Here is an 18,093-nt window from a genome sequence, read left to right as displayed (position 1 = left end):
ATTAACCTCTAGCTGCCAGTTGTTCTACAAGTTGGTATGCCTTGCCGCTACGCATTGCGGCAATTGCCTGCTGTGCGTTGGCTTTAAGGTCTTCGTGACCAAACAGTTTCATTAGCAGGGCAACGTTTGCTGCTACCGCTGATTCTTGCGCTTCAGTGCCTTTGCCTGAGAGAAGGTCAGTCACAATAGTGCGGTTCTCTTCAGGTGTGCCACCTTTTAGCGCTTCTAACGGATGCGAGTTTAGACCAAAGTCTTCTGCCGTTAGCGTGTAATGCTCTATCTTGCCGTCTTTGATTTCAGCAACCGTCGTTGTGCCGTGAATGGCCACTTCATCAAGGCCGCTACCATGAACAACCGCTGCGCGCTTCATGTCCATCTGCTGCATAGTTTCAGCAATAGGTGCCACTAAGCTTTCATCGTAAACGCCCATCAGTTCGATGTTTGGACGAGCAGGGTTAATCAGTGGACCCAGAATATTAAAGATAGTGCGTGTTTTCAGTGCCTGACGTACTGGCATCGCGTGACGTACGCCTTGGTGATATTGAGGTGCAAACAAAAAGGCAACACCAATATCGTCTACCGCTTTACGAGTGTCTTCAGCGCTCATGGCAAGGTTGATACCAAAAGAGTCCAACAAATCAGAAGAGCCAGACTTGCTCGAAACACCGCGGTTGCCGTGTTTCGCAACTTTAAGACCAACGGCTGCAGCAACAAAAGCTGCAGTGGTGGAGATGTTGAAGGTATTAGAACCGTCACCACCTGTGCCTACGATATCGGCAAAATCGTAATCTGGACGCGGGAATGGCTGTGCATTCGCCAGTAGTGCTTTAGCGGCCCCAGCAATTTCTTCTGGTGTCTCACCTTTAATTTTCAGAGCAGTAAGGACTGAACTCAGTACAATCGGCTCTACTTCGCCTTTAATAATTTGGTCAAACAGTGTTTGACTCTGCTCTTGGCTTAAGGCTTCTTGGCGATAAAGTTGTTCAAGAATTTGTTGCATCGTTCTTCCTTGTTATTGTTCTTTTGAAAGTTCAATAGACCCTAGTGCCCACTCAATTGAGTTCGCTAAAAGGGTGGCTCCATAGGTGGTCATAATAGACTCGGGATGGAACTGAAATCCACATACTTTGTCTTGCTCATGAACGACCGACATGACTAAGTCGTCTACTTGTGCGGTGATGGTTAAATCATCGGTCACTTTTGTAGCCACTAAAGAGTGGTAGCGCGCAATCGCAAACGGCGACGGCAAACCTTGGTAAGTCGCATGATTATCGTGTTGCATCATGGATACTTTACCGTGAATGATTTCACCCGCACCAGCGACGGTGCCGCCATAGGCTTCAACAATGGCTTGGTGGCCAAGGCAGATGCCGATCATGGGTACCTTGCCTTTGAAGCGATCGATAATTGCAGGCATATTTCCTGCTTCGCTCGGGGCGCCAGGTCCTGGTGATAGGACAATCACAGGGTTATCAAGTTCACCTAGCGCATTACCTAGCATTTCCACGTCTATGTTGTTTCGGTACACGGTCACATCGTGGCCAAGGGTACGGAATTGATCTACTAGGTTGTAGGTGAATGAATCGAAGTTATCGATAAAAAGAATATTAGCCATGCTTCACCTCAGTATGTGCGGCTTGAATTGCACTGATTACAGCTTGCGCTTTACCGCGAGTCTCATCGGCTTCTGCTTGAGGGTCTGAGTCAAATACGACGCCAGCTCCGGCTTGAACCTTTGCGATGCCATTTTCAACATACGCAGAGCGAATAACGATACAGGTGTCTAGATCACCGCGACCTGTCATATAACCCACAGCGCCACCGTAGGTGCCTCTGCGTTGTTGCTCAACATCGCGGATTAACTGCATTGCACGAATCTTTGGCGCGCCCGTTAGCGTTCCCATATTCATGCAGGCTTGGTAGGCATGTAACGCATCTAGGTCATTTCTCAGTTGTCCCACAACGCGCGATACAAGGTGCATCACGTGGCTGTAGCGGTCAACTTTAAGCAGGTCCGCTACGTGGCGAGTTCCCGCAGCAGCAATACGCGCTACATCGTTGCGAGCCAGATCCACGAGCATCATGTGCTCTGCATTTTCTTTGCGATCAGAACGAAGCTCTAGCTCGATACGGCTATCAAGGTCATGGTTGATGCTGCCGTCTGGGTTCTTGCCGCGACGTCTAGTCCCCGCAATTGGGTAGATCTCAATCTGATTGCTTTGTGTTTCGTATTTAAGCGCACTCTCAGGAGAGGCACCAAACAGAGTGAATAGCTCGTCTTGCATGTAGAACATGTAAGGGCTTGGGTTACTCTTCTTTAGATGCTTATAAGCCGCCAGTGGAGAAGGGCACTCTAGAGAGAAGTGTCTAGATGGCACCACTTGGAACACGTCACCTTTAATTACAAACTCTTTTAGGTCACGGACGGTTTGGCAAAATTCTTCATCACTGATATTTACCGCTACATCGCAGCGCTCTAGCTTGACCGAATCAGGCGTAGGCTCAACCACCTTCATTTCCGCTTCGATGGTTTGGAGACGGCCTTCTAATGTTGCGCGAGTCTCTTCATTAGCATCAAACAAGCTGCCATAAAGGTGTGCTTGTTGCTGCTGATGGTCAATAACAATGAGGGTTTCTGATACGTAGAATACATAGTCAGGGCAACGGCTGTTTTCAGCGGCATCGCCTAGAGGTTCAAAGTTGGCCACTAAGTCATAAGCAAACAAGCCGCCGATGAACAGCGCCATAGGGTCATGCTCATCACAATTGAAGCTTTTTTTCACTAAGCGCAACATATCAAACGATGACGGCTGACGAAGTCTGCTGTCTTCATCAAGGTTGATATCAGGAGCGGTGAAGTTGACGGTGAGTGCGCTATCGCTCTGTTCAGAGACGAACTCAGAGTTTAGGTTCGACGCAATGCGAGCAAGTAATGCACGTCCATTATCAGAGTTGGCGGTTAACACCACTTGGTGGCCGCGACACTCGATGCGCATAGCGGCATCAACAAGTAGTAAGCTCTTTAGATCTTCTTTGGAGTCAATCTCTGCGGATTCGAGTAGTAGGGTATCCGCTTTGTCTTTACACAGATGATGGAATAGCTCCGTTGGATCTTGTGTATAGAAGACATCGCGTTGCAGAAGCTCTAGTTGGCCCTGCGCAGTCAGATTAATGGTCTTATTCACAAGACCTCCTTGTAAGCTTGAATTTCTTTGCATCACATACTCTCATATTCTGTTGCTCCACCCAAAAGTGATTGCGTAAAAGCGGGTCAAAGTTTGCGCACTTAACTCATTTTTGCGAGGCAATTTGAAAGAGTTAGTTTGCGACGCGCCGGATTGTGTAAAAAAGGCATAAAAAAAGCCCGCACATTAATGCGAGCTTTAGAGGTGTGTAGACACACTCAATGCTTAGCTCGCTTAAGTCTCGAGCCACCAACGCCATACGTTAGATACTGCACATACACAAACTCTACCGAATTCGGTACAGATTGGCGTTTGCTGTTGTATCATGACTGTATTCATAGCGATCTGCTAAACATCCTTAATTAATCTAGGTGTACTAGTTAACTAGTACATGAGTGGAAAGTCAAGCCTTTTATGATATTTGATCTGCATTCTCACACTACTGCGTCTGATGGCCGTTTTAGTCCGCAAGCTCTTGTTGATAGAGCTATCGAGCACCGTGTTGGCGTACTTGCTATAACAGACCACGACACTGTAGAGGGTATAGAGCCCGCCTTGGAATACATTCGAGATTCTGAAGCGGATATTCAGCTATTACCCGGTATAGAGATTTCAACGGTTTGGTCGAATAAGGATATCCATATTGTTGGATTGAATATCGACATTCGCAATCCAAAGCTGACACTGCTTATTGAAGAGCAGCAAGCAAGGCGTATAGAGCGTTCGGAGTTGATTGCGCATCGTTTATCTAAGCACCTTAAGGTCGACCCCTTGCCTGAGGTAAAGGCGATAGCAAATGGCGCTCCGGTAACGCGTGCTCACTTTGCCAAGTGGCTGGTAGACAATGGTCATGCGAAGAACATGCAGCAAGTATTCAAACGCTTTTTAACCCGAGACAAGCCGGGGTATGTGCCTCCTATTTGGTGTTCAATGACAGATGCGGTCAATGCCATTCATGCTGCTGGAGGTTTGGCCGTGTTAGCTCATCCTGGCCGTTATGATCTCACTGCAAAATGGCAAAAACGATTGTTATCGGCATTTTCTGAGGCGGGCGGGGATGCAATGGAGGTTTCTCAACCTCAACAAAGTCAACAAGAGCGACGCAACTTGGCTGATTATGCTATACAATACAATCTATTAGCTTCCCAAGGTTCCGATTTTCATTATCCATCGCCTTGGATGGAATTAGGGAAGAATTTGTGGCTCCCGTCCGGAGTGACTCCCGTATGGGAACAATGGCCACAGTTTTCTGATCCTAAGGCATCGACTCTATAGATGCCTGCTCATAAGGAGATATGATGAGTCAGTATTTTTATGTTCATCCAGATAATCCGCAAGCGCGCCTTATCACACAAGCCGCTGCTATCATTCGCAATGGTGGGGTAGTGATCTACCCTACAGATTCGGGTTATGCACTTGGGTGTCAGCTAGAGAACAAATCCGCATTGGATCGCGTGTGTCGAATTCGTAAAATCGATGACAAGCACAACTTCACGCTGCTATGCCGAGATCTATCAGAGCTATCCTTGTATGCACGCGTAGACAATAGCGCGTTCCGTCTATTGAAAAACAATACACCGGGTGCGTATACCTTTATCTTTAAAGGAACAAAAGAGGTGCCTCGTCGTCTAATGAATGCCAAGCGTAAAACCATTGGTATTCGTGTTCCAGATAATAAGATTGCGCTAGATTTATTGGAAGCGCTAGGCGAGCCGATGATGTCGACGACCCTTATCCTTCCTGGTAATGAAGTGACAGAATCTGATCCAGAAGAGATCAGAGACAAGCTAGAGCATGCGGTAGATTTGATCATCAATGGCGGTTACTTGGGTGAGCAACCAACGACGGTGATTGATTTTAGTGAAGATGACCCCGTTATCGCACGTCGTGGAGCTGGGGATACAACTCCGTTTGAATAGTAAGTATTTGTTAATAAAATCAATGGCTTGCTAGGTATGAAAAATGCAGTAAATATTGGGTGATTTTCGGTTTGGTTTTTGAGATACTACGCGACCGCAATTTCTGCGAAACACTACTTCATCCGACGTCTGAGAAGACGACACAAAGGTAACTAAATGAGCGAAAAATTACAGAAAATTTTAGCACGCGCTGGTCATGGATCTCGCCGCGAACTTGAAAGTTTAATTAAATCAGGTCGCGTAAGCGTTAATGGTCAGGTAGCCACGCTAGGAGAGCGCTTAGAAGATGACTTAGCGGTTGTCCGCATTGATGGTCATCAAGTGCCAGTTAAAGCTCCTGAAGAAGTAGTGTGTCGTGTTCTTGCTTACTACAAGCCAGAAGGTGAATTGTGTACTCGTCACGATCCAGAAGGTCGTCGTACAGTATTTGACCGCCTTCCTAAGGTCAACGGTGCTCGTTGGATCTCTGTGGGTCGATTGGATGCAAACACCTCAGGCTTGTTGCTGTTTACCACCGATGGTGAACTTGCAAACCGTCTAATGCACCCAAGCCGCCAAGTTGAGCGTGAATACCTAGTTCGCGTATTTGGTGATGTAAACGAGGAGAAGGTTCGTAACCTAACTCGTGGCGTGCAACTTGAAGACGGTATGGCTCGCTTCGAAGACATCGTTTACGCTGGTGGTGAAGGTATGAACCATACCTTCTACGTAGTCATTAACGAAGGTCGTAACCGTGAAGTTCGCCGCCTTTGGGAATCACAAGACACCACAGTAAGTCGTCTTAAGCGTGTTCGCTATGGTGACATCTTCCTAGAGAAGAAATTGCCTCGTGGGGGATGGATGGAAATGACCCTGAAACAGGTTAACTACCTTCGTGAACTTGTTGAGCTTCAACCAGAGAAAGCAACAGTAATCGATGAGCGTAATACCTCTCGTAACCGTGAGCGCTCTCGTTCTCAAAAAATCCGTCGTGCAGTACGTCGCCACGAGGAGCGTATTACCTCGAATGGCCCAGCTAAACGCAAGCCAAAGAAAGCGCGCAAATAGCTGTAAATAACAGATTCAAGAAGCGACTCAAATGAGTCGCTTTTTTTATACCTCAAATATGGATTTAAACGATAAACTGTTCGTATCAGAAAGTAGGGTCTGTTGACCTTTTGAGATTAAATTTTGCTCGACCAGAAGTCATTTAATCAAGGCGAGGGACTTGCCGCCTAGTCATCTAAGCAAAAGTCGCTCAACGATGAGTAAATGGGTTCTGGACGAGCCCTTCGGGTAGCGCTTTGTTGGGCATTTCTACGGCGTTAGTCACTTTTCATGTGGAACCACCACACCTAAAAGCGACTGCCTTGTATTAATACCCAACAAATCGCTACAAAAACAACCTCAAAAGGTCAACAGACCCTAATAGGTACGTAAAAGGACGCGAAAATGAATGGCATTCAGCTCGGATACAATCATGAGTACTCTGAAATTGCGCCAACGATTGAGGAGGTAAGGTTTCTGTCTGGCTACGCTCTTTTAGAGTTTGGCGCGCCTTGGTGTCCCCATTGTCAAACTGGTGAAATCGTTATTCAGCAGGCGCTAGACGAGATCTCGCCTCAGCTTCATATTAAGATCTTTGATGGCAAGGGTAAAAAACTAGGCAGACTGTTTTCAGTGAAGCTTTGGCCCACGTTAATCTTGCTTAAAGAGGGCCAAGAGGTAGATAGAATCGTGCGCCCCACCTCTGTTGACGATGTGCGAATGCTAACAGCACTTATTGATGAGTAACCTTGTACTCTGCTCAGTTAGCCCCCGAATCACTCTGGTTCAATGGACTCTAGGTTTCCCCAAGGCTGCAACGCGATACTCTGACCTCCCAGCCAAATAACAATAGGTAAAGGTTTAGGTTTGACGTATTCGGCAAAGGTTGTGTCGTGAATAACATCCTTATCCGTCGCCTCAAATACCATTAAGTCTGCAAACATTACTTGGCGGTCATACTTAAGTATCTCCGCAACTTCTCCCCAGTACACATAATCATTCGCCTCCATCCATGATGTTAGTGGCTTGGTGAAAAGTTGATTAGAATTTGTTGGATAAGCAATATCAATGTTGAGTTCGCTATTGTGTTCGTTGTTGATTAAGTAAGCTTGAATGCCGGTTTCTTCAGCAAACTGATAGGTTAAGGTAGGGTTTGGAGATTGAATGATACTCTCGATAGATTCAATACGAAAAGGAAGAGGCACATCACCATTTCTTAGGCGTTGTAATGTGTATAAAGGGTCTAAACCACCAACGTTACTCTGTGCTTCTATGACCGAAAAGCGAGGTTTAGGGTTGTCCTCGAGGGGATTGATTACGTAAGTGGACCACTCAGCTCGTATCCCATTGAGATTGGCCCCGCGCGATTCATACAAGTTCAAAGATATCGCATAGACCGCTTTTTTCTGCTCAGGATAGAAACGCATCTTTGCCAGTTTGAAGTGCGAAGGTAGAAAAGCCTTTTTAAATGCTTTGACCTTATTTGGGTTAATCTCAAAATTAATGAAGATAGTTTTTGGCGCAGTTTTTAACTCGAAGAATAGAGTTGGCTTCGAAATACCCCCTAAGGTAGAAAGCCCTTGATAGAGATCCTGCAGGGCAAAATAGAAGGTAGGTATATACATGGGAGGCGTATTGGCGAACATGCTCTCAAAGACTTTTTGCGGTGGTGTAGGTGGTATCCCCATATCTGGAGCGCCAAAAGCGGATGCTACTAGACACGCATATTGTTTGGATAGAGAATTAGGTATCATTGGATTGTAACAATCTGCAGGGCCTAATGCTGGAGATGGAACCGTGACATTAACTGTGACCGGTTGCGCCATGAATGACATATCGTCCTTTGGAATAATCACTTCCACCAAGTTATGTGCATATTCGGACCAAGGAAAGGTCGAACTTACCGTCGCTTTATTTATCTTAACCTTGTGCAAGCGAGCGCTAACCGAACTGCCGTCATAGTAGTAGCGAGTCTGAGCCCCTTTTGGCCCTAAGGTATTCTCGGCCGCATCTAAATACGCCTGACTGAATGTTTTACCTTGGGTACTTCTGCCTATGGGGATATCTAATTCAAGTACATACCCACTAGTTGAGATAAGGGATGAGCGTATTCGGCCCTTAAGCTTATCTAGTGTGATTTCTGAAGGGGTTAGGGTGTTCAATTCAAGCAGATCGTTGCCAGGTATCTCTTTAAATGAGGCAAAGCGATACACTTGGATTTGCGTGCTACCAGCAACAGTGACAAAGGTTTTCCATTCTACCTTTAGCCCTTGCTCGGCCCCTGATGTTTGTGCAATATCAGCCATAAGGTAATAGTGTTTGTCCTGTTGTGAAAATAAGCTAAAAGAAGATCCATTCTGTTTATTGAGCCAAGCGGCGAACCTTCTATGTAGCTTAGATTCAGTGAGAGACGATACTTTACTTACACTGAGATAGGGTGGCAGTTCTATGGCTGATGCAAATTGTTCAATCTCACTGGGTTTGATTTGCCATGTGAGTAACACTCTATCGTGGAGGTGGTAGGGGAAAACGGGGGGTGTCTCGCCAGAGAGGGTGGTTTGAGTGAGGGATGCATTTAATGTACTACCACCAAATACCTGATTTCGAATGGTAATGAGGTTTTCTTTTTCCGAAGTGGTGATAGAAAGTGCGCTATGAGGGAGTAACGAAACAAGCAGTGTGATGAACGAAATGATGACAATTTTCGACATAGTTTTTCCCTTAGTTCACTAGTAACTAGACGGGACACTGAATACGTCTTGGTCTCGTAGGTGTAGATGAGAACCGCTTATAAGGTTTAGTCTGTTACACGTGAATTACAAGCTACATCCTCGCGAATAATCATCAAACGGCATAAGATCCGACCTGTTGTTTACTGAGGGTATTACGCTGGTGAGAGTGTGATTTCTCCCGCTAACTAATTGATAAGAAAATGGTTAAAATGGCTTCTGTATCCGGTGTATAGGAAATACAAACAAATAGGAGAAGTGAGAGACAATGGAAGTAATAATCGGAAGCGACGCGGAGATTATCAGAAAGGCTCAAGTTATTCGTAATCAAGTGTTTACTGTAGAGCAGGGGATCCCACGAGAGCTAGATTTAGATGGATTAGATGAGACAAGCCATCACCTTTTGATGACGGATAATGATGATCTCGTAGCCACAGCTAGGCTGACGCCAAAGCAAGGTGGCGCATCTGTAATGGCTCGTGTAGCGGTATTGAAGGCATATAGAGGATGTGGGTTAGCGAGTAAGATAGTAGAGGCCTTGATTGAGTACGCGAATAACCAAGGAATAGATTCCATTGAAATACACGCCCATGAATACCTGAAAGAGTTTTACGAGCGCTTTGGCTTTTCGTTTGTCCAACAGGTCGAAGTTGTGGGTGATCATCAGTTAATTGAGATGCAATACCGAGCTTCAATCACCTAGCTAAACTGCAGTTGCACTCTAGAGCGAGTAGCCATTAAAGCGGTCACTGCAGTCAGGTTAACTAGTCTCTAGCTGGGGCATTTCTTTGCGACGGAGAATCTTTAAACGCCTTACTGATGGTTAACGGGTCAACTTGTTCTCTTTGCTGTTGACTTGCCTGCGCCCACCACACCAATTGCGCTAAAGTTCGGTACAAGTAATCATCCCATTGTGCCTGGTCATCAGGGTTGATGGTGCGGCCTGTTTCATCAAATACATCTTGCGCACAGGGTAGATGAACCATTGCAGAAACGGGAAGGCAGCCCAACTCTGAAAGAAAGGTGCGCATAGACACTGCGGCTCTAGCGCCGCCCCATTGACCCGCAGAATAAGTGACGATTGCGCTAGGCTTGAAAGAAAAGAGTGAACTGCCAAAGTGATTTAAAAGGTGCGCCAGTGCAGGGCTCATAGAGTGGTTATACTCGGGGCTCACCATCACATAGGCATCTGCATTCTTTATTTTAGTGGCCAGCGTTTCTAAGTCTTGAGGAACCTGTTTTCGACTGTAGGCGAATTCCGGCTTAAAGACTCCACCGGTTTCCTAATCTAATGGATCAATGATTTCTATGCTATTACCGGGGAAGGCTTTATCTAAAAGCTGTGAACATGCAAGGCTCACTCTCTCTCCCAGTCGGTTAGGTCGTGGCGGTCCACTGGTACGGCTAGAGCCCAAAAATATAAGGATATTCAACGTCTTTCATCCTTGTTGATACTGATTTTTAGTCGGCTATGTTATCGAATGTTGTCAGCGAAACCCATCTTTTCTGACTTTGGGCACCTTTTCTAACTTTGGGTACTGTGCCACATTTCTTCAATTAGCTTGGTTCTATACTGAGGGAAGTTAAATTAAGAGGAGATGCCGATGCTCAATGAAAATCACGCCTTTATCCTAGATTTTCCTGAACTCAAACTCGATATAGTTCAGCTAAATCATGACGATCCAACGTTCAAATCCGCTATGCAAAAGTACCATGAATTAGATTATGACATCCGAGAGCTCGAGGTATCAGGAAGCCCAATCGATGACGGCAATATGCATGATCTAAAACTAAAACGCATGGAGCTCAAAGACGAGCTATATCAACAACTGACAAAGCACCATCAACAAGCCACCAGCTAACTGTATGGTATAAAAAAGGACTCTGCTACTTAGAGCTAGAGTCCCATTTACCTAAGCGATGCCACTCGATACTTAGTATTCGATTTGGTGCTCGATTAAGTCAGCATCACTAAACCAAACGACCGTCCCTGTATAACCGTTCTCTTTCAATAGGCTATCTATCTGTGCGGCGATGCGCGCGGTCATCTTAAACCAACCATTGTCGCACTCTAATTCGCTAAGTAGATCTTCTGCGATAGAGAGTGCGGTTTCGTCAAGCTGCAAGTTCGTGTAGTTCATTGTAAATTCCATGGTGCAGGAAAGGTCTAATTGGCTGACGCAGTCCTTATTGAGAAAGGGATTCTAGCACACTCATACACGATACCTTTACGCCTTAGGCTTTGTTTCAGCGGTTTCGATGAAATCCATAATCTGCTGCTGCTTTTCTGTGCTGACCTTAAGCGCTTCTGCGGTGATCTGTATAGACTGAGCCATTGAGGATATATTTCCGGTAGCTCGAACCAGCGTTTGTTGCATTGGTTTTAAGATCAATAGATAGATGGCCACCAAAGCCAGTACAATCACCAAAACGATGGCACACAACACCACTATTAACTTGAACTGAAGGTCATCCATTAGCGTTTGACTGGTTTGTTTAAAGGCCACTCGAGATTGCTCCAAGGCATCGGGTAAGCCGCGCAGAGTTTGAGTCGTCGATAAGGTGAGTTGATTGACGCTATTGATGGTTTTATCCAGAGCCTGTTTCTGATCGTCACTCAAGTTGGGGTTATCGACAATCGCTTGTAGGGAGTCAGAAATAGATTCTAGCGACTGTGTTGCTTGCTCAGCATATTGCTCCATCCCATCTAAATCTAGAGTCATGTCAACATTGATCAATGGTTGCGGTTGCTTGGTCACGGCTTCTTCAGCCAAGCTAGTAAATGCGCTAAAAGCTAGAACTAATGCCACAAGGCAATGCTTTAACATGAGAGTTCCCTTTCTCAGTATTTGGTCACTCTACTGTAGAGAACAACGCTGGGTATTGCTAGTTGATTAGACTGTATTGTGAATAGGTTTAATCCGTTTCGATGCAAAATAACCGTCTTTAAATCAGTAACTTCGCCATTACACTCGTGGCTGAGTTCTTTGATTTCCCTAATGACTGTTGAGTAAAAATGGGGCAAGCTGATATCGTGTATGAGAGATTTCAACAAGGATGAAAATGGAACTGAGTATTTACCAAGTTGACGCCTTTGCATCAGAGGCATTCACAGGCAATCCTGCTGGAGTCTGCATTACAGACACGCCTCTTTCAGATGAACTCATGCTATCAATTGCAAAAGAAATGTCTGTCTCAGAAACGGCTTTTCTGTCACGTGAGAATATGAACCTTCGTTGGTTCACACCGGAAGTTGAGGTGAAGCTATGTGGGCATGGAACATTATCAGTTGCCCATATATTGGCTGAAACAGGAGAGGCAAAGGTTGGGGATCTGATTACCTTCAATACCTTGTCTGGCCCTTTGAGTGCAAAAATCACAGATACTGATATCGAGCTTAATTTTCCAACGGCAACTTTGACAAGCGAACAGCCACTAAATGCCCAATTATTGAAAGCTTTAGGGCTCAAAGATAATGATGTCCTTTCATCAGCAATCTTTGACTCTAAACAACTTATAGAGGTCGTCGATGAGCGGGTTGTGATGAGCCTTTCCCCTGACTTTACGGCGATGAAAAAACTAAGTGGGAGAGGGGTCGTGATTACCTCAGCTTCTAACAAGTCGGACCTAGACTTCTTGTCTCGATATTTTGCTCCGTGGGTGGGCATTGAAGAAGATCCAGTAACCGGATCTAATCACTGCGCATTAAGCCTATATTGGGGCAAAAAGCTTGGAAAAACTGAGCTTAAGGCCTATCAAGCCTCTGCTAGAGGTGGGTACATTGACATGAAGCTGTTACCCGGCAATCGAACCACTTTAATAGGAAAAGCGATCACTACCATTAAGGGTGTTATGTTCGTTTAATTACCTACGATGCCATCAGTTAGAGATAGAGGTAACACGTATCCTTCTTTCTTCTCTATTTATCTCATTACTGATATTGCGTACTCAGTTAGCCGTATACCTTTTGAGTAAAAGCGTATCCTAAGGAACTAGAAATGATCAATATAGCGTTTTTCAGTACCAAGTCTTATGACGAACAGGCATTTACGGTAGCCAAAGCAGACCGTGATTTTCAGTACCATTTCTTTGATTTTCAGTTGACTGAAAAAACAGCGAAGTTAGCCAAGGGCTGTGAAGTGGTTTGTGCTTTTGTGAATGACGATTTATCAAAGCCAGTGCTGGAGCAGCTAGCTATGCGCGGAGTGAAAATGATTGCTATGCGCTGTGCGGGCTTTAACAACGTTGATCTTGATTCAGCGAAAGCGCTAGGTATTCAGGTTGCCCGAGTGCCCGCTTATTCACCTGAGGCCATTGCTGAGCATGCGGTTGGTCTGATGATGACACTCAATAGGCGCTTTCACAAAGCCTATCAACGCACTCGTGATGCTAACTTCTCCTTAGAAGGATTGGTTGGTTTTAACTTCCACGGACGCACTGCCGGGATCATAGGTACGGGGAAAATTGGCCTTGCAACAATGCGAATTCTGAAAGGGTTGGGAATGAACATACTGTGTTTTGACCCTTATCCTAGTGACGTGGCCAAGGAGCTTGGCGCTAATTACTGCGACTTAGATACACTCTTTAAGCAATCGGATGTGATTTCTTTGCACTGCCCGATGACAAAAGAGAATTTTCATCTGCTGAATGAAGAGGCATTTAGCAAAATGAAGGATGGCGTAATGATCATCAACACCAGTCGTGGCGAACTGGTTAACTCTAATGCTGCAATAGAAGCGTTGAAGAATGGGAAAATCGGTGCCCTAGGTTTGGATGTTTATGAAGGGGAGAAGGATTTGTTCTTTAAGGATAAATCTAATGACGTGATTATTGATGACGTGTTTCGTCGCTTGTCTGCATGCCACAACGTTATCTTTACCGGACACCAAGCCTTTCTAACCGTCGATGCCTTAAAAAGCATTGCCTCGACCACTCTCGAAAACGTGGACAGCTTTGGTGCCAATGAAAGGACCGCTAATTTTCTGTAAAGCTGAGATCGGTATGCGTTAGAAAAGTGAATCGACAAGCTAAGGATGTCTCAGCCTGTCGATTTCATTAGTTACGCAAAACGCTTTACGTTATCCATCCACATTTGCTGCTGATACTGAAATTGCTCTTTCAGTTGCTGGTGGCGGATTTTCAATACTTCAAGCTCGTGGCTCTTAAGTACCTGCTGTTTCTTGTTTTGCAGCAGGTGCACTTTACTGTCGTAATAGTCGTGCATGCTTTCAATTAAAGACTCAAACTCTTGTTCAAGTTTATTAGTGAGTGATGGGCTTGCATCCATTTCATTGAGTTTTTGATGGGCATTTTGCAGCATCATAGTCGCACGCGCTTTCTCAATCTTAAATTGTGGCGTAACACGCAGTTTCTCAGTCAAACCCACCCACGAACACGCTTTAATTAACCACTTAGTAGGGTCGTAGTGCCACCAGCTAATTCCATTGCGGTAGTCATTTTCAAACAGATGGTGGAAGTTATGGTAACCCTCTCCAAAAGTAAAAAATGCCAGAATACCGTTGTCTCGCGCTGAGTTTTTGTTGGTGAAGGTTTGCTTACCCCAAATGTGCGCTAGAGAATTAATAAAGAACGTCGTGTGGTGGCTTAAGACAAGCCTTACCGCTCCAACAACTAAGAACATCCCGATGATGTCGTTGTACAGTACGCCCAATAAGATAGGAAATCCAAAGTTAGTCACTACAGCCAGCAGACCGTAATATTTGTGCTGCCATTGGACAATGTTGTCTTTTTTAAGGTCGCGGCAGTTTTGGTAGTCGGAGTAAGTCTCTTCGTTGTAATCACGTAGCATCCAGCCCATATGTGAGTACCAAAAACCACGTGAGGCCGAGTAGGGGTCTTTAACATCGTGGTCAACATGCTTGTGATGCTCACGATGATCCGAAGACCAATGCAAAGCGCTATTTTGCAAAGAGAATGCGCCGCCAATGGCAAAGATAGCCTTAAGGATAGGGCTAGCTTGATAGGTTTTGTGACTCCACAGGCGATGGTAGCCCGCAGTAATGGATAGATTGGTAAAGCTGAATGCAATAACGAACCAAATCAGATGTGCCCAGCTCAAACCATAATTAAACGCATACCAAGGCGTAACAACAGCAGCTAACAACAGACTAGAGACAAATATAAAAATGTTAAACCACAGTAGTGGTGGACGTTGAGGGCTCACAATTACTCCATATTTTAAGTTTCAGCTTACAACTGTTCGCTAGAATATCAGCTTATGTTTATAAAGCAAACAGCTTGATCACACAGAGGTAACAAAACGTTGCAAAAGAGTGTGCATGTTCTAAGAGACCCTTCCAGTTCTTTCTGAAACTGAAGGATGACAAAGCTAAATTCTCGCTCTGCAGGACCAGGTCCATCACAGGAGAGTTAGTCACCCCATCGATAGCAAATAGAATGAACCCCTATAGGAGTTCTTTATCTTTTCTTATTTGCGTTCTCCACTCACTCAGTGCACTTAATCAAATCAGTCGAGATCTGTATCTATGCCTCACGTCTTTTCCAATCGTCGACGTATCATGAATTTAACGGCCAACAAAAAGGAACTAGCGTCTCAATTTCGCTGGGAAACCATCAATGCTATTGCCTACAAGGTTGGCGGTGCTTTATTTGTGATTGGCAGTTATTTCTTTTTCCCAGATCAAGCTCAGTATGCTCATATTGGGGGGGGTATATTCCTCATTGCATCACTGATTTATCTTGTGGTGAATGTTCATGATATGGCTGAGATACGGCGCTACTGGAAAAACCATACCGCGCACAATCGACAAGACAAGCTAGAGTATTTTGCTGGAGCGACTTACATGTTAGGGACGCTGTGTTTTGTATTGGGACGAGTGCTTGGATTTGAGGCGGTAGGATATCCATTAGTGAGTGCGTGGCTGTTTATTATCGGAAGCCTACTGTTTGTGTTTGGCGCATCCACCAATGTTTTTTTGATCATACGTGCAGAGTCGGTAGAGCTATTACAGCTAATGAACCTCACATCCATTACCTTTATCGTAGGTTCAGTTTTATATGCGATTGCCTCGGTGCCTTATCTATGGGCCTTTGAATCTCAGGTAGATCACTTGCTCATTCTTAATTTTCTTGCATGGCAGTATATGATTGGAAGTCTGTTGTTTTTACTGGGTGGAATGTTTAATTATTGGCGTGCGTATTTATTAATGCAGCGTAAGATTGAAAGTGCATCTCACTAGATACACCACAAATGACTTTCTTTAATTCATCGACATAAATTGTTCATAAAGGCTTAATAGCGACAACGAGTAAGCAGGTCAATTTGCTTATTAATGTCATATTAAAAAGGTTGATGCTATTTATGTACAAGAAAATCATTGGAAGCACTTTATTACTTTCAACATCTTTATTCGCCACTGCTGAACAATATAACCTTTCACTCAATTATCAGCCTATTACACTGAGTGATGGAACAATCACGACACCACCGGCTGCGACTGTTGATAGTGATTGGGATGTCGCAACAAAGAAAGTCACCCAAATTACAGAAGGCGTTTACCGAATCTCGGGATGGGGAATCGGCAATATTATCGCGGTTCATGCTCCTGAAGGGTGGATAATCATTGATTCTGGAGATAGCCTAACCGTTGCCAAAGAACAAAGAGCTGCCTTGGAGGCAATGCTCAACGAAAAAGTAGACGTAACGGCGATCCTCTATACACATTCGCATTATGTGTGGGGCTCTGCAGCTTGGCATAGTGAAAATACAACAATCTATGCTCATGAGTGGATGGAAAAACACTTACTAGCTGACAATGGGGTGAGCGCATTATCTGGCAACTTTAATGCACGAGCGGTTATTCAATTTGGCATGCTTCATCCCGCTCAAGGTCCCGATGCCTTTCCAAATCAATTAGGGTTCTCAATCGATAAACTATCGGATGAAAAAGGTTATCTATCACCAGATATTACCTTTACCCATAATGAGATAGAGACACATCAAATCGCCGGTACAGAAGTGATTGTTTTACCAAGCCCTACTGATGTAACAGATAGTGTGGCCTATTTTTTCCCTGAAAAAAGCTTGATGGTGACCAATGCAATAAATGGAGATGGTGGTATTTTCAATTTGTATACCTTGCGAGGAGATAGATACAGAGATCCAATTCGATTGGTAGATGCTGCAGACTTAGTACTGTCTTATGACTTCGATTATCATGTAGACATTCATGGAGCAGCAAACACTACTCGTGAATCTTCTATCAAATCGATTCAAGCATTTCGTGATTCTATGCAATTGATCCACGATCAGACAATTAGGGCAATAAATTTGGGCAATGATGCTCAAGGTGCTGCGGAGTTTGTCTATTTCCCTGTTGAGATGAGAAAAGACAAAGAAACCTATGGTCAAATAGAAAGCCACGTTAAGCAAGTATACAACGGTGTTGTTGGTTGGAACGGTTGGGATATTTATGACATAAACCCAATGCGCAGCAGTGATTTTGCAGAAACTTACCTAGCGAGTCTTGGTGGAGTTGAAGGCGCAATTCAAATGGTGCAATCGTCAAATAAAAAGCAGTCAATTAAAGGTTGGCAGTGGTCTTTGTACTTAACGTCACAAATACTGGAAGTTGAGCCAGAAAACGCCGACGCTAAACAACTTCGCGCCGATGCCGCTCGCGCTCTGGGTCAACGTACGAGCTCTGCAAATGCTAGAGGATTTTATATTTCTGAAGCACTTTTACATGAAGGCAAACTTAACTTAGGCGGTCAACCTATCGACCACTACCAAACACTAAGTCAGTTATTAGGTGCTATAGATGCAGAAAAATTGGCTAATTCGCCAATTGAGTACAATGTGGATTATTTGCGCTATTTAGTCGATACCCGCGCGGCAGAGGGGCTGCGTGCTCAATTTAATCTTAAAATGAGCGACAGTGATGCCGTATTTGGTATCGAACTAAGAAATGGCATTATTCAAGTCAGTTCTTCCTTAAACGCAGGAGTAGTGGTGACCTTGTCCCATGAGCAGTGGACTGAGGTTGTTCTTGGCAACACGTCATTTAACCAATTGGATTCTACCCTTGCTAATTTTGATACAGCGTTAACGATTAACTAAGGTCATATCAATAAACAATGATAAAGGTAAGGATTGACTTAAGAGTCATCCTTACCTTTTTTGTTTTCAGAGCGGTCAGATTTTCCATGAACTTTTGAACTCAACTATGACTGCCTTGGGAAATGTTGAGTCGG

17 protein-coding genes and 1 pseudogene are annotated in these 18,093 nt (G+C 44.6%); 10 read left to right on the top strand and 8 right to left on the bottom strand.

All coding sequences use genetic code 11. The features are described from left to right. Position 1: 1 nt before the first annotated feature. Genes trpD through OCU35_RS07580 form a run of 3 tightly spaced genes read right to left on the bottom strand, consistent with a single transcriptional unit; the run spans position 2 to position 3,218 of the window. Complete coding sequence (gene trpD / locus OCU35_RS07590; protein ID WP_017030781.1) at positions 2 to 1,000, bottom strand: anthranilate phosphoribosyltransferase; 999 nt, start codon at positions 998 to 1,000, stop codon at positions 2 to 4. A gap of 12 nt (positions 1,001 to 1,012) precedes the next feature. Further along, positions 1,013 to 1,615 carry an aminodeoxychorismate/anthranilate synthase component II gene (locus OCU35_RS07585; RefSeq protein ID WP_017242852.1) on the bottom strand — a complete coding sequence of 201 codons (603 nt, stop codon included), beginning with the start codon at positions 1,613 to 1,615 and terminating at the stop codon, positions 1,013 to 1,015. Next, positions 1,608 to 3,218, bottom strand: a complete 1,611-nt coding sequence (locus tag OCU35_RS07580) for an anthranilate synthase component 1 (protein WP_102334214.1) — start codon at positions 3,216 to 3,218, stop codon at positions 1,608 to 1,610. Before OCU35_RS07580 ends, OCU35_RS07585 begins: the two co-directional genes overlap by 8 nt. A 381-nt stretch (positions 3,219 to 3,599) precedes the next feature. Here OCU35_RS07580 and rnm point away from each other — a divergent pair, with 381 nt between their 5' ends. The 4 genes from rnm (at position 3,600) to OCU35_RS07560 (ending at position 6,877) form a co-directional block, all read left to right on the top strand. Beyond that, positions 3,600 to 4,460, top strand: coding sequence for an RNase RNM (rnm, locus tag OCU35_RS07575; RefSeq protein WP_261825103.1), 861 nt, complete (start codon positions 3,600 to 3,602; stop codon positions 4,458 to 4,460). A gap of 23 nt (positions 4,461 to 4,483) precedes the next feature. Further along, positions 4,484 to 5,104 carry an L-threonylcarbamoyladenylate synthase gene (locus OCU35_RS07570; RefSeq protein ID WP_017030258.1) on the top strand — a complete coding sequence of 207 codons (621 nt, stop codon included), beginning with the start codon at positions 4,484 to 4,486 and terminating at the stop codon, positions 5,102 to 5,104. A 156-nt stretch (positions 5,105 to 5,260) separates the two neighbouring features. Then, complete coding sequence (gene rluB / locus OCU35_RS07565; RefSeq protein WP_017030777.1) at positions 5,261 to 6,151, top strand: 23S rRNA pseudouridine(2605) synthase RluB; 891 nt, start codon at positions 5,261 to 5,263, stop codon at positions 6,149 to 6,151. Between the two features lie 384 nt (positions 6,152 to 6,535). Beyond that, positions 6,536 to 6,877: a thioredoxin family protein gene (locus OCU35_RS07560; RefSeq protein ID WP_017030776.1), complete on the top strand. Its 342-nt coding sequence runs from the start codon at positions 6,536 to 6,538 to the stop codon at positions 6,875 to 6,877. A gap of 29 nt (positions 6,878 to 6,906) precedes the next feature. On the opposite strand, the gene OCU35_RS07555 is transcribed toward OCU35_RS07560, so the two are convergent. Further along, positions 6,907 to 8,841 (bottom strand): hypothetical protein, encoded by a 1,935-nt coding sequence (locus tag OCU35_RS07555; protein ID WP_261825102.1) that lies wholly within the window; start codon positions 8,839 to 8,841, stop codon positions 6,907 to 6,909. 286 nt (positions 8,842 to 9,127) lie between these two features. Here OCU35_RS07555 and OCU35_RS07550 point away from each other — a divergent pair, with 286 nt between their 5' ends. Then, a complete protein-coding gene (locus OCU35_RS07550; protein WP_102446531.1) occupies positions 9,128 to 9,562 on the top strand; it encodes a GNAT family N-acetyltransferase in 435 nt (144 codons plus the stop codon). Between the two features lie 61 nt (positions 9,563 to 9,623). On the opposite strand, the pseudogene OCU35_RS07545 reads toward OCU35_RS07550, so the two are convergent. Next, positions 9,624 to 10,292, bottom strand: a pseudogene (locus OCU35_RS07545) (NADPH-dependent FMN reductase). A 171-nt stretch (positions 10,293 to 10,463) separates the two neighbouring features. On the opposite strand from OCU35_RS07545, the gene OCU35_RS07540 reads away from it, so the two are divergent. Beyond that, positions 10,464 to 10,721, top strand: a complete 258-nt coding sequence (locus OCU35_RS07540; protein ID WP_198597093.1) for a YdcH family protein — start codon at positions 10,464 to 10,466, stop codon at positions 10,719 to 10,721. A 72-nt stretch (positions 10,722 to 10,793) separates the two neighbouring features. Here the strand turns inward: OCU35_RS07540 and OCU35_RS07535 are convergent, their stop codons facing one another. Both OCU35_RS07535 and OCU35_RS07530 read right to left on the bottom strand, forming a co-directional pair. Then, on the bottom strand, positions 10,794 to 11,000 hold the full coding sequence (locus tag OCU35_RS07535; RefSeq protein ID WP_017030771.1) for a hypothetical protein: 207 nt from the start codon (positions 10,998 to 11,000) through the stop codon (positions 10,794 to 10,796). Between the two features lie 87 nt (positions 11,001 to 11,087). Beyond that, positions 11,088 to 11,687, bottom strand: coding sequence for a GTP-binding protein (locus OCU35_RS07530; protein WP_102483783.1), 600 nt, complete (start codon positions 11,685 to 11,687; stop codon positions 11,088 to 11,090). Between the two features lie 235 nt (positions 11,688 to 11,922). Between OCU35_RS07530 and OCU35_RS07525 the strand changes: the two genes are divergently transcribed. Beyond that, the gene (locus OCU35_RS07525; RefSeq protein WP_017030250.1) at positions 11,923 to 12,723 is read left to right on the top strand and encodes a PhzF family phenazine biosynthesis protein; all 801 of its coding nucleotides are present in this window, start codon (positions 11,923 to 11,925) and stop codon (positions 12,721 to 12,723) included. Positions 12,724 to 12,857: 134 nt separating this feature from the next. Next, the gene (locus tag OCU35_RS07520) at positions 12,858 to 13,847 is read left to right on the top strand and encodes a 2-hydroxyacid dehydrogenase (RefSeq protein ID WP_017030768.1); all 990 of its coding nucleotides are present in this window, start codon (positions 12,858 to 12,860) and stop codon (positions 13,845 to 13,847) included. Between the two features lie 71 nt (positions 13,848 to 13,918). Here OCU35_RS07520 and OCU35_RS07515 read toward each other — a convergent pair whose 3' ends face one another. Beyond that, positions 13,919 to 15,043 carry a fatty acid desaturase gene (locus OCU35_RS07515; RefSeq protein ID WP_261825101.1) on the bottom strand — a complete coding sequence of 375 codons (1,125 nt, stop codon included), beginning with the start codon at positions 15,041 to 15,043 and terminating at the stop codon, positions 13,919 to 13,921. A 322-nt stretch (positions 15,044 to 15,365) separates the two neighbouring features. On the opposite strand from OCU35_RS07515, the gene OCU35_RS07510 reads away from it, so the two are divergent. Together OCU35_RS07510 and OCU35_RS07505 are read left to right on the top strand one after the other, a co-directional pair. Continuing rightward, positions 15,366 to 16,079 carry a YrhK family protein gene (locus OCU35_RS07510; protein WP_102443954.1) on the top strand — a complete coding sequence of 238 codons (714 nt, stop codon included), beginning with the start codon at positions 15,366 to 15,368 and terminating at the stop codon, positions 16,077 to 16,079. A 122-nt stretch (positions 16,080 to 16,201) separates the two neighbouring features. Next, complete coding sequence (locus OCU35_RS07505) at positions 16,202 to 17,959, top strand: alkyl sulfatase dimerization domain-containing protein (protein ID WP_102329445.1); 1,758 nt, start codon at positions 16,202 to 16,204, stop codon at positions 17,957 to 17,959. Positions 17,960 to 18,093 lie beyond the last annotated feature (134 nt).

It is taken from the genome of Vibrio breoganii, from assembly GCF_024346795.1.
GTDB classification, from domain to species: domain Bacteria; phylum Pseudomonadota; class Gammaproteobacteria; order Enterobacterales; family Vibrionaceae; genus Vibrio; species Vibrio breoganii.
Note: the sequence above shows the minus strand (reverse complement) of the source record. Positions and strands in the feature narration are given on the sequence as shown.

What these genes read in the sequence shown, in the direction of transcription:
- trpD (WP_017030781.1), bottom strand. Translation starts at nt 1,000, where the DNA reads ATGCAACAAATTCTTGAACAACTTTATCGCCAAGAAGCCTTAAGCCAA.
- OCU35_RS07585 (WP_017242852.1), bottom strand. Translation starts at nt 1,615, where the DNA reads ATGGCTAATATTCTTTTTATCGATAACTTCGATTCATTCACCTACAAC.
- OCU35_RS07580 (WP_102334214.1), bottom strand. Translation starts at nt 3,218, where the DNA reads ATGCAAAGAAATTCAAGCTTACAAGGAGGTCTTGTGAATAAGACCATT.
- rnm (WP_261825103.1), top strand. Translation starts at nt 3,600, where the DNA reads ATGATATTTGATCTGCATTCTCACACTACTGCGTCTGATGGCCGTTTT.
- OCU35_RS07570 (WP_017030258.1), top strand. Translation starts at nt 4,484, where the DNA reads ATGAGTCAGTATTTTTATGTTCATCCAGATAATCCGCAAGCGCGCCTT.
- rluB (WP_017030777.1), top strand. Translation starts at nt 5,261, where the DNA reads ATGAGCGAAAAATTACAGAAAATTTTAGCACGCGCTGGTCATGGATCT.
- OCU35_RS07560 (WP_017030776.1), top strand. Translation starts at nt 6,536, where the DNA reads ATGAATGGCATTCAGCTCGGATACAATCATGAGTACTCTGAAATTGCG.
- OCU35_RS07555 (WP_261825102.1), bottom strand. Translation starts at nt 8,841, where the DNA reads ATGTCGAAAATTGTCATCATTTCGTTCATCACACTGCTTGTTTCGTTA.
- OCU35_RS07550 (WP_102446531.1), top strand. Translation starts at nt 9,128, where the DNA reads ATGGAAGTAATAATCGGAAGCGACGCGGAGATTATCAGAAAGGCTCAA.
- OCU35_RS07540 (WP_198597093.1), top strand. Translation starts at nt 10,464, where the DNA reads ATGCTCAATGAAAATCACGCCTTTATCCTAGATTTTCCTGAACTCAAA.
- OCU35_RS07535 (WP_017030771.1), bottom strand. Translation starts at nt 11,000, where the DNA reads ATGAACTACACGAACTTGCAGCTTGACGAAACCGCACTCTCTATCGCA.
- OCU35_RS07530 (WP_102483783.1), bottom strand. Translation starts at nt 11,687, where the DNA reads ATGTTAAAGCATTGCCTTGTGGCATTAGTTCTAGCTTTTAGCGCATTT.
- OCU35_RS07525 (WP_017030250.1), top strand. Translation starts at nt 11,923, where the DNA reads ATGGAACTGAGTATTTACCAAGTTGACGCCTTTGCATCAGAGGCATTC.
- OCU35_RS07520 (WP_017030768.1), top strand. Translation starts at nt 12,858, where the DNA reads ATGATCAATATAGCGTTTTTCAGTACCAAGTCTTATGACGAACAGGCA.
- OCU35_RS07510 (WP_102443954.1), top strand. Translation starts at nt 15,366, where the DNA reads ATGCCTCACGTCTTTTCCAATCGTCGACGTATCATGAATTTAACGGCC.
- OCU35_RS07505 (WP_102329445.1), top strand. Translation starts at nt 16,202, where the DNA reads ATGTACAAGAAAATCATTGGAAGCACTTTATTACTTTCAACATCTTTA.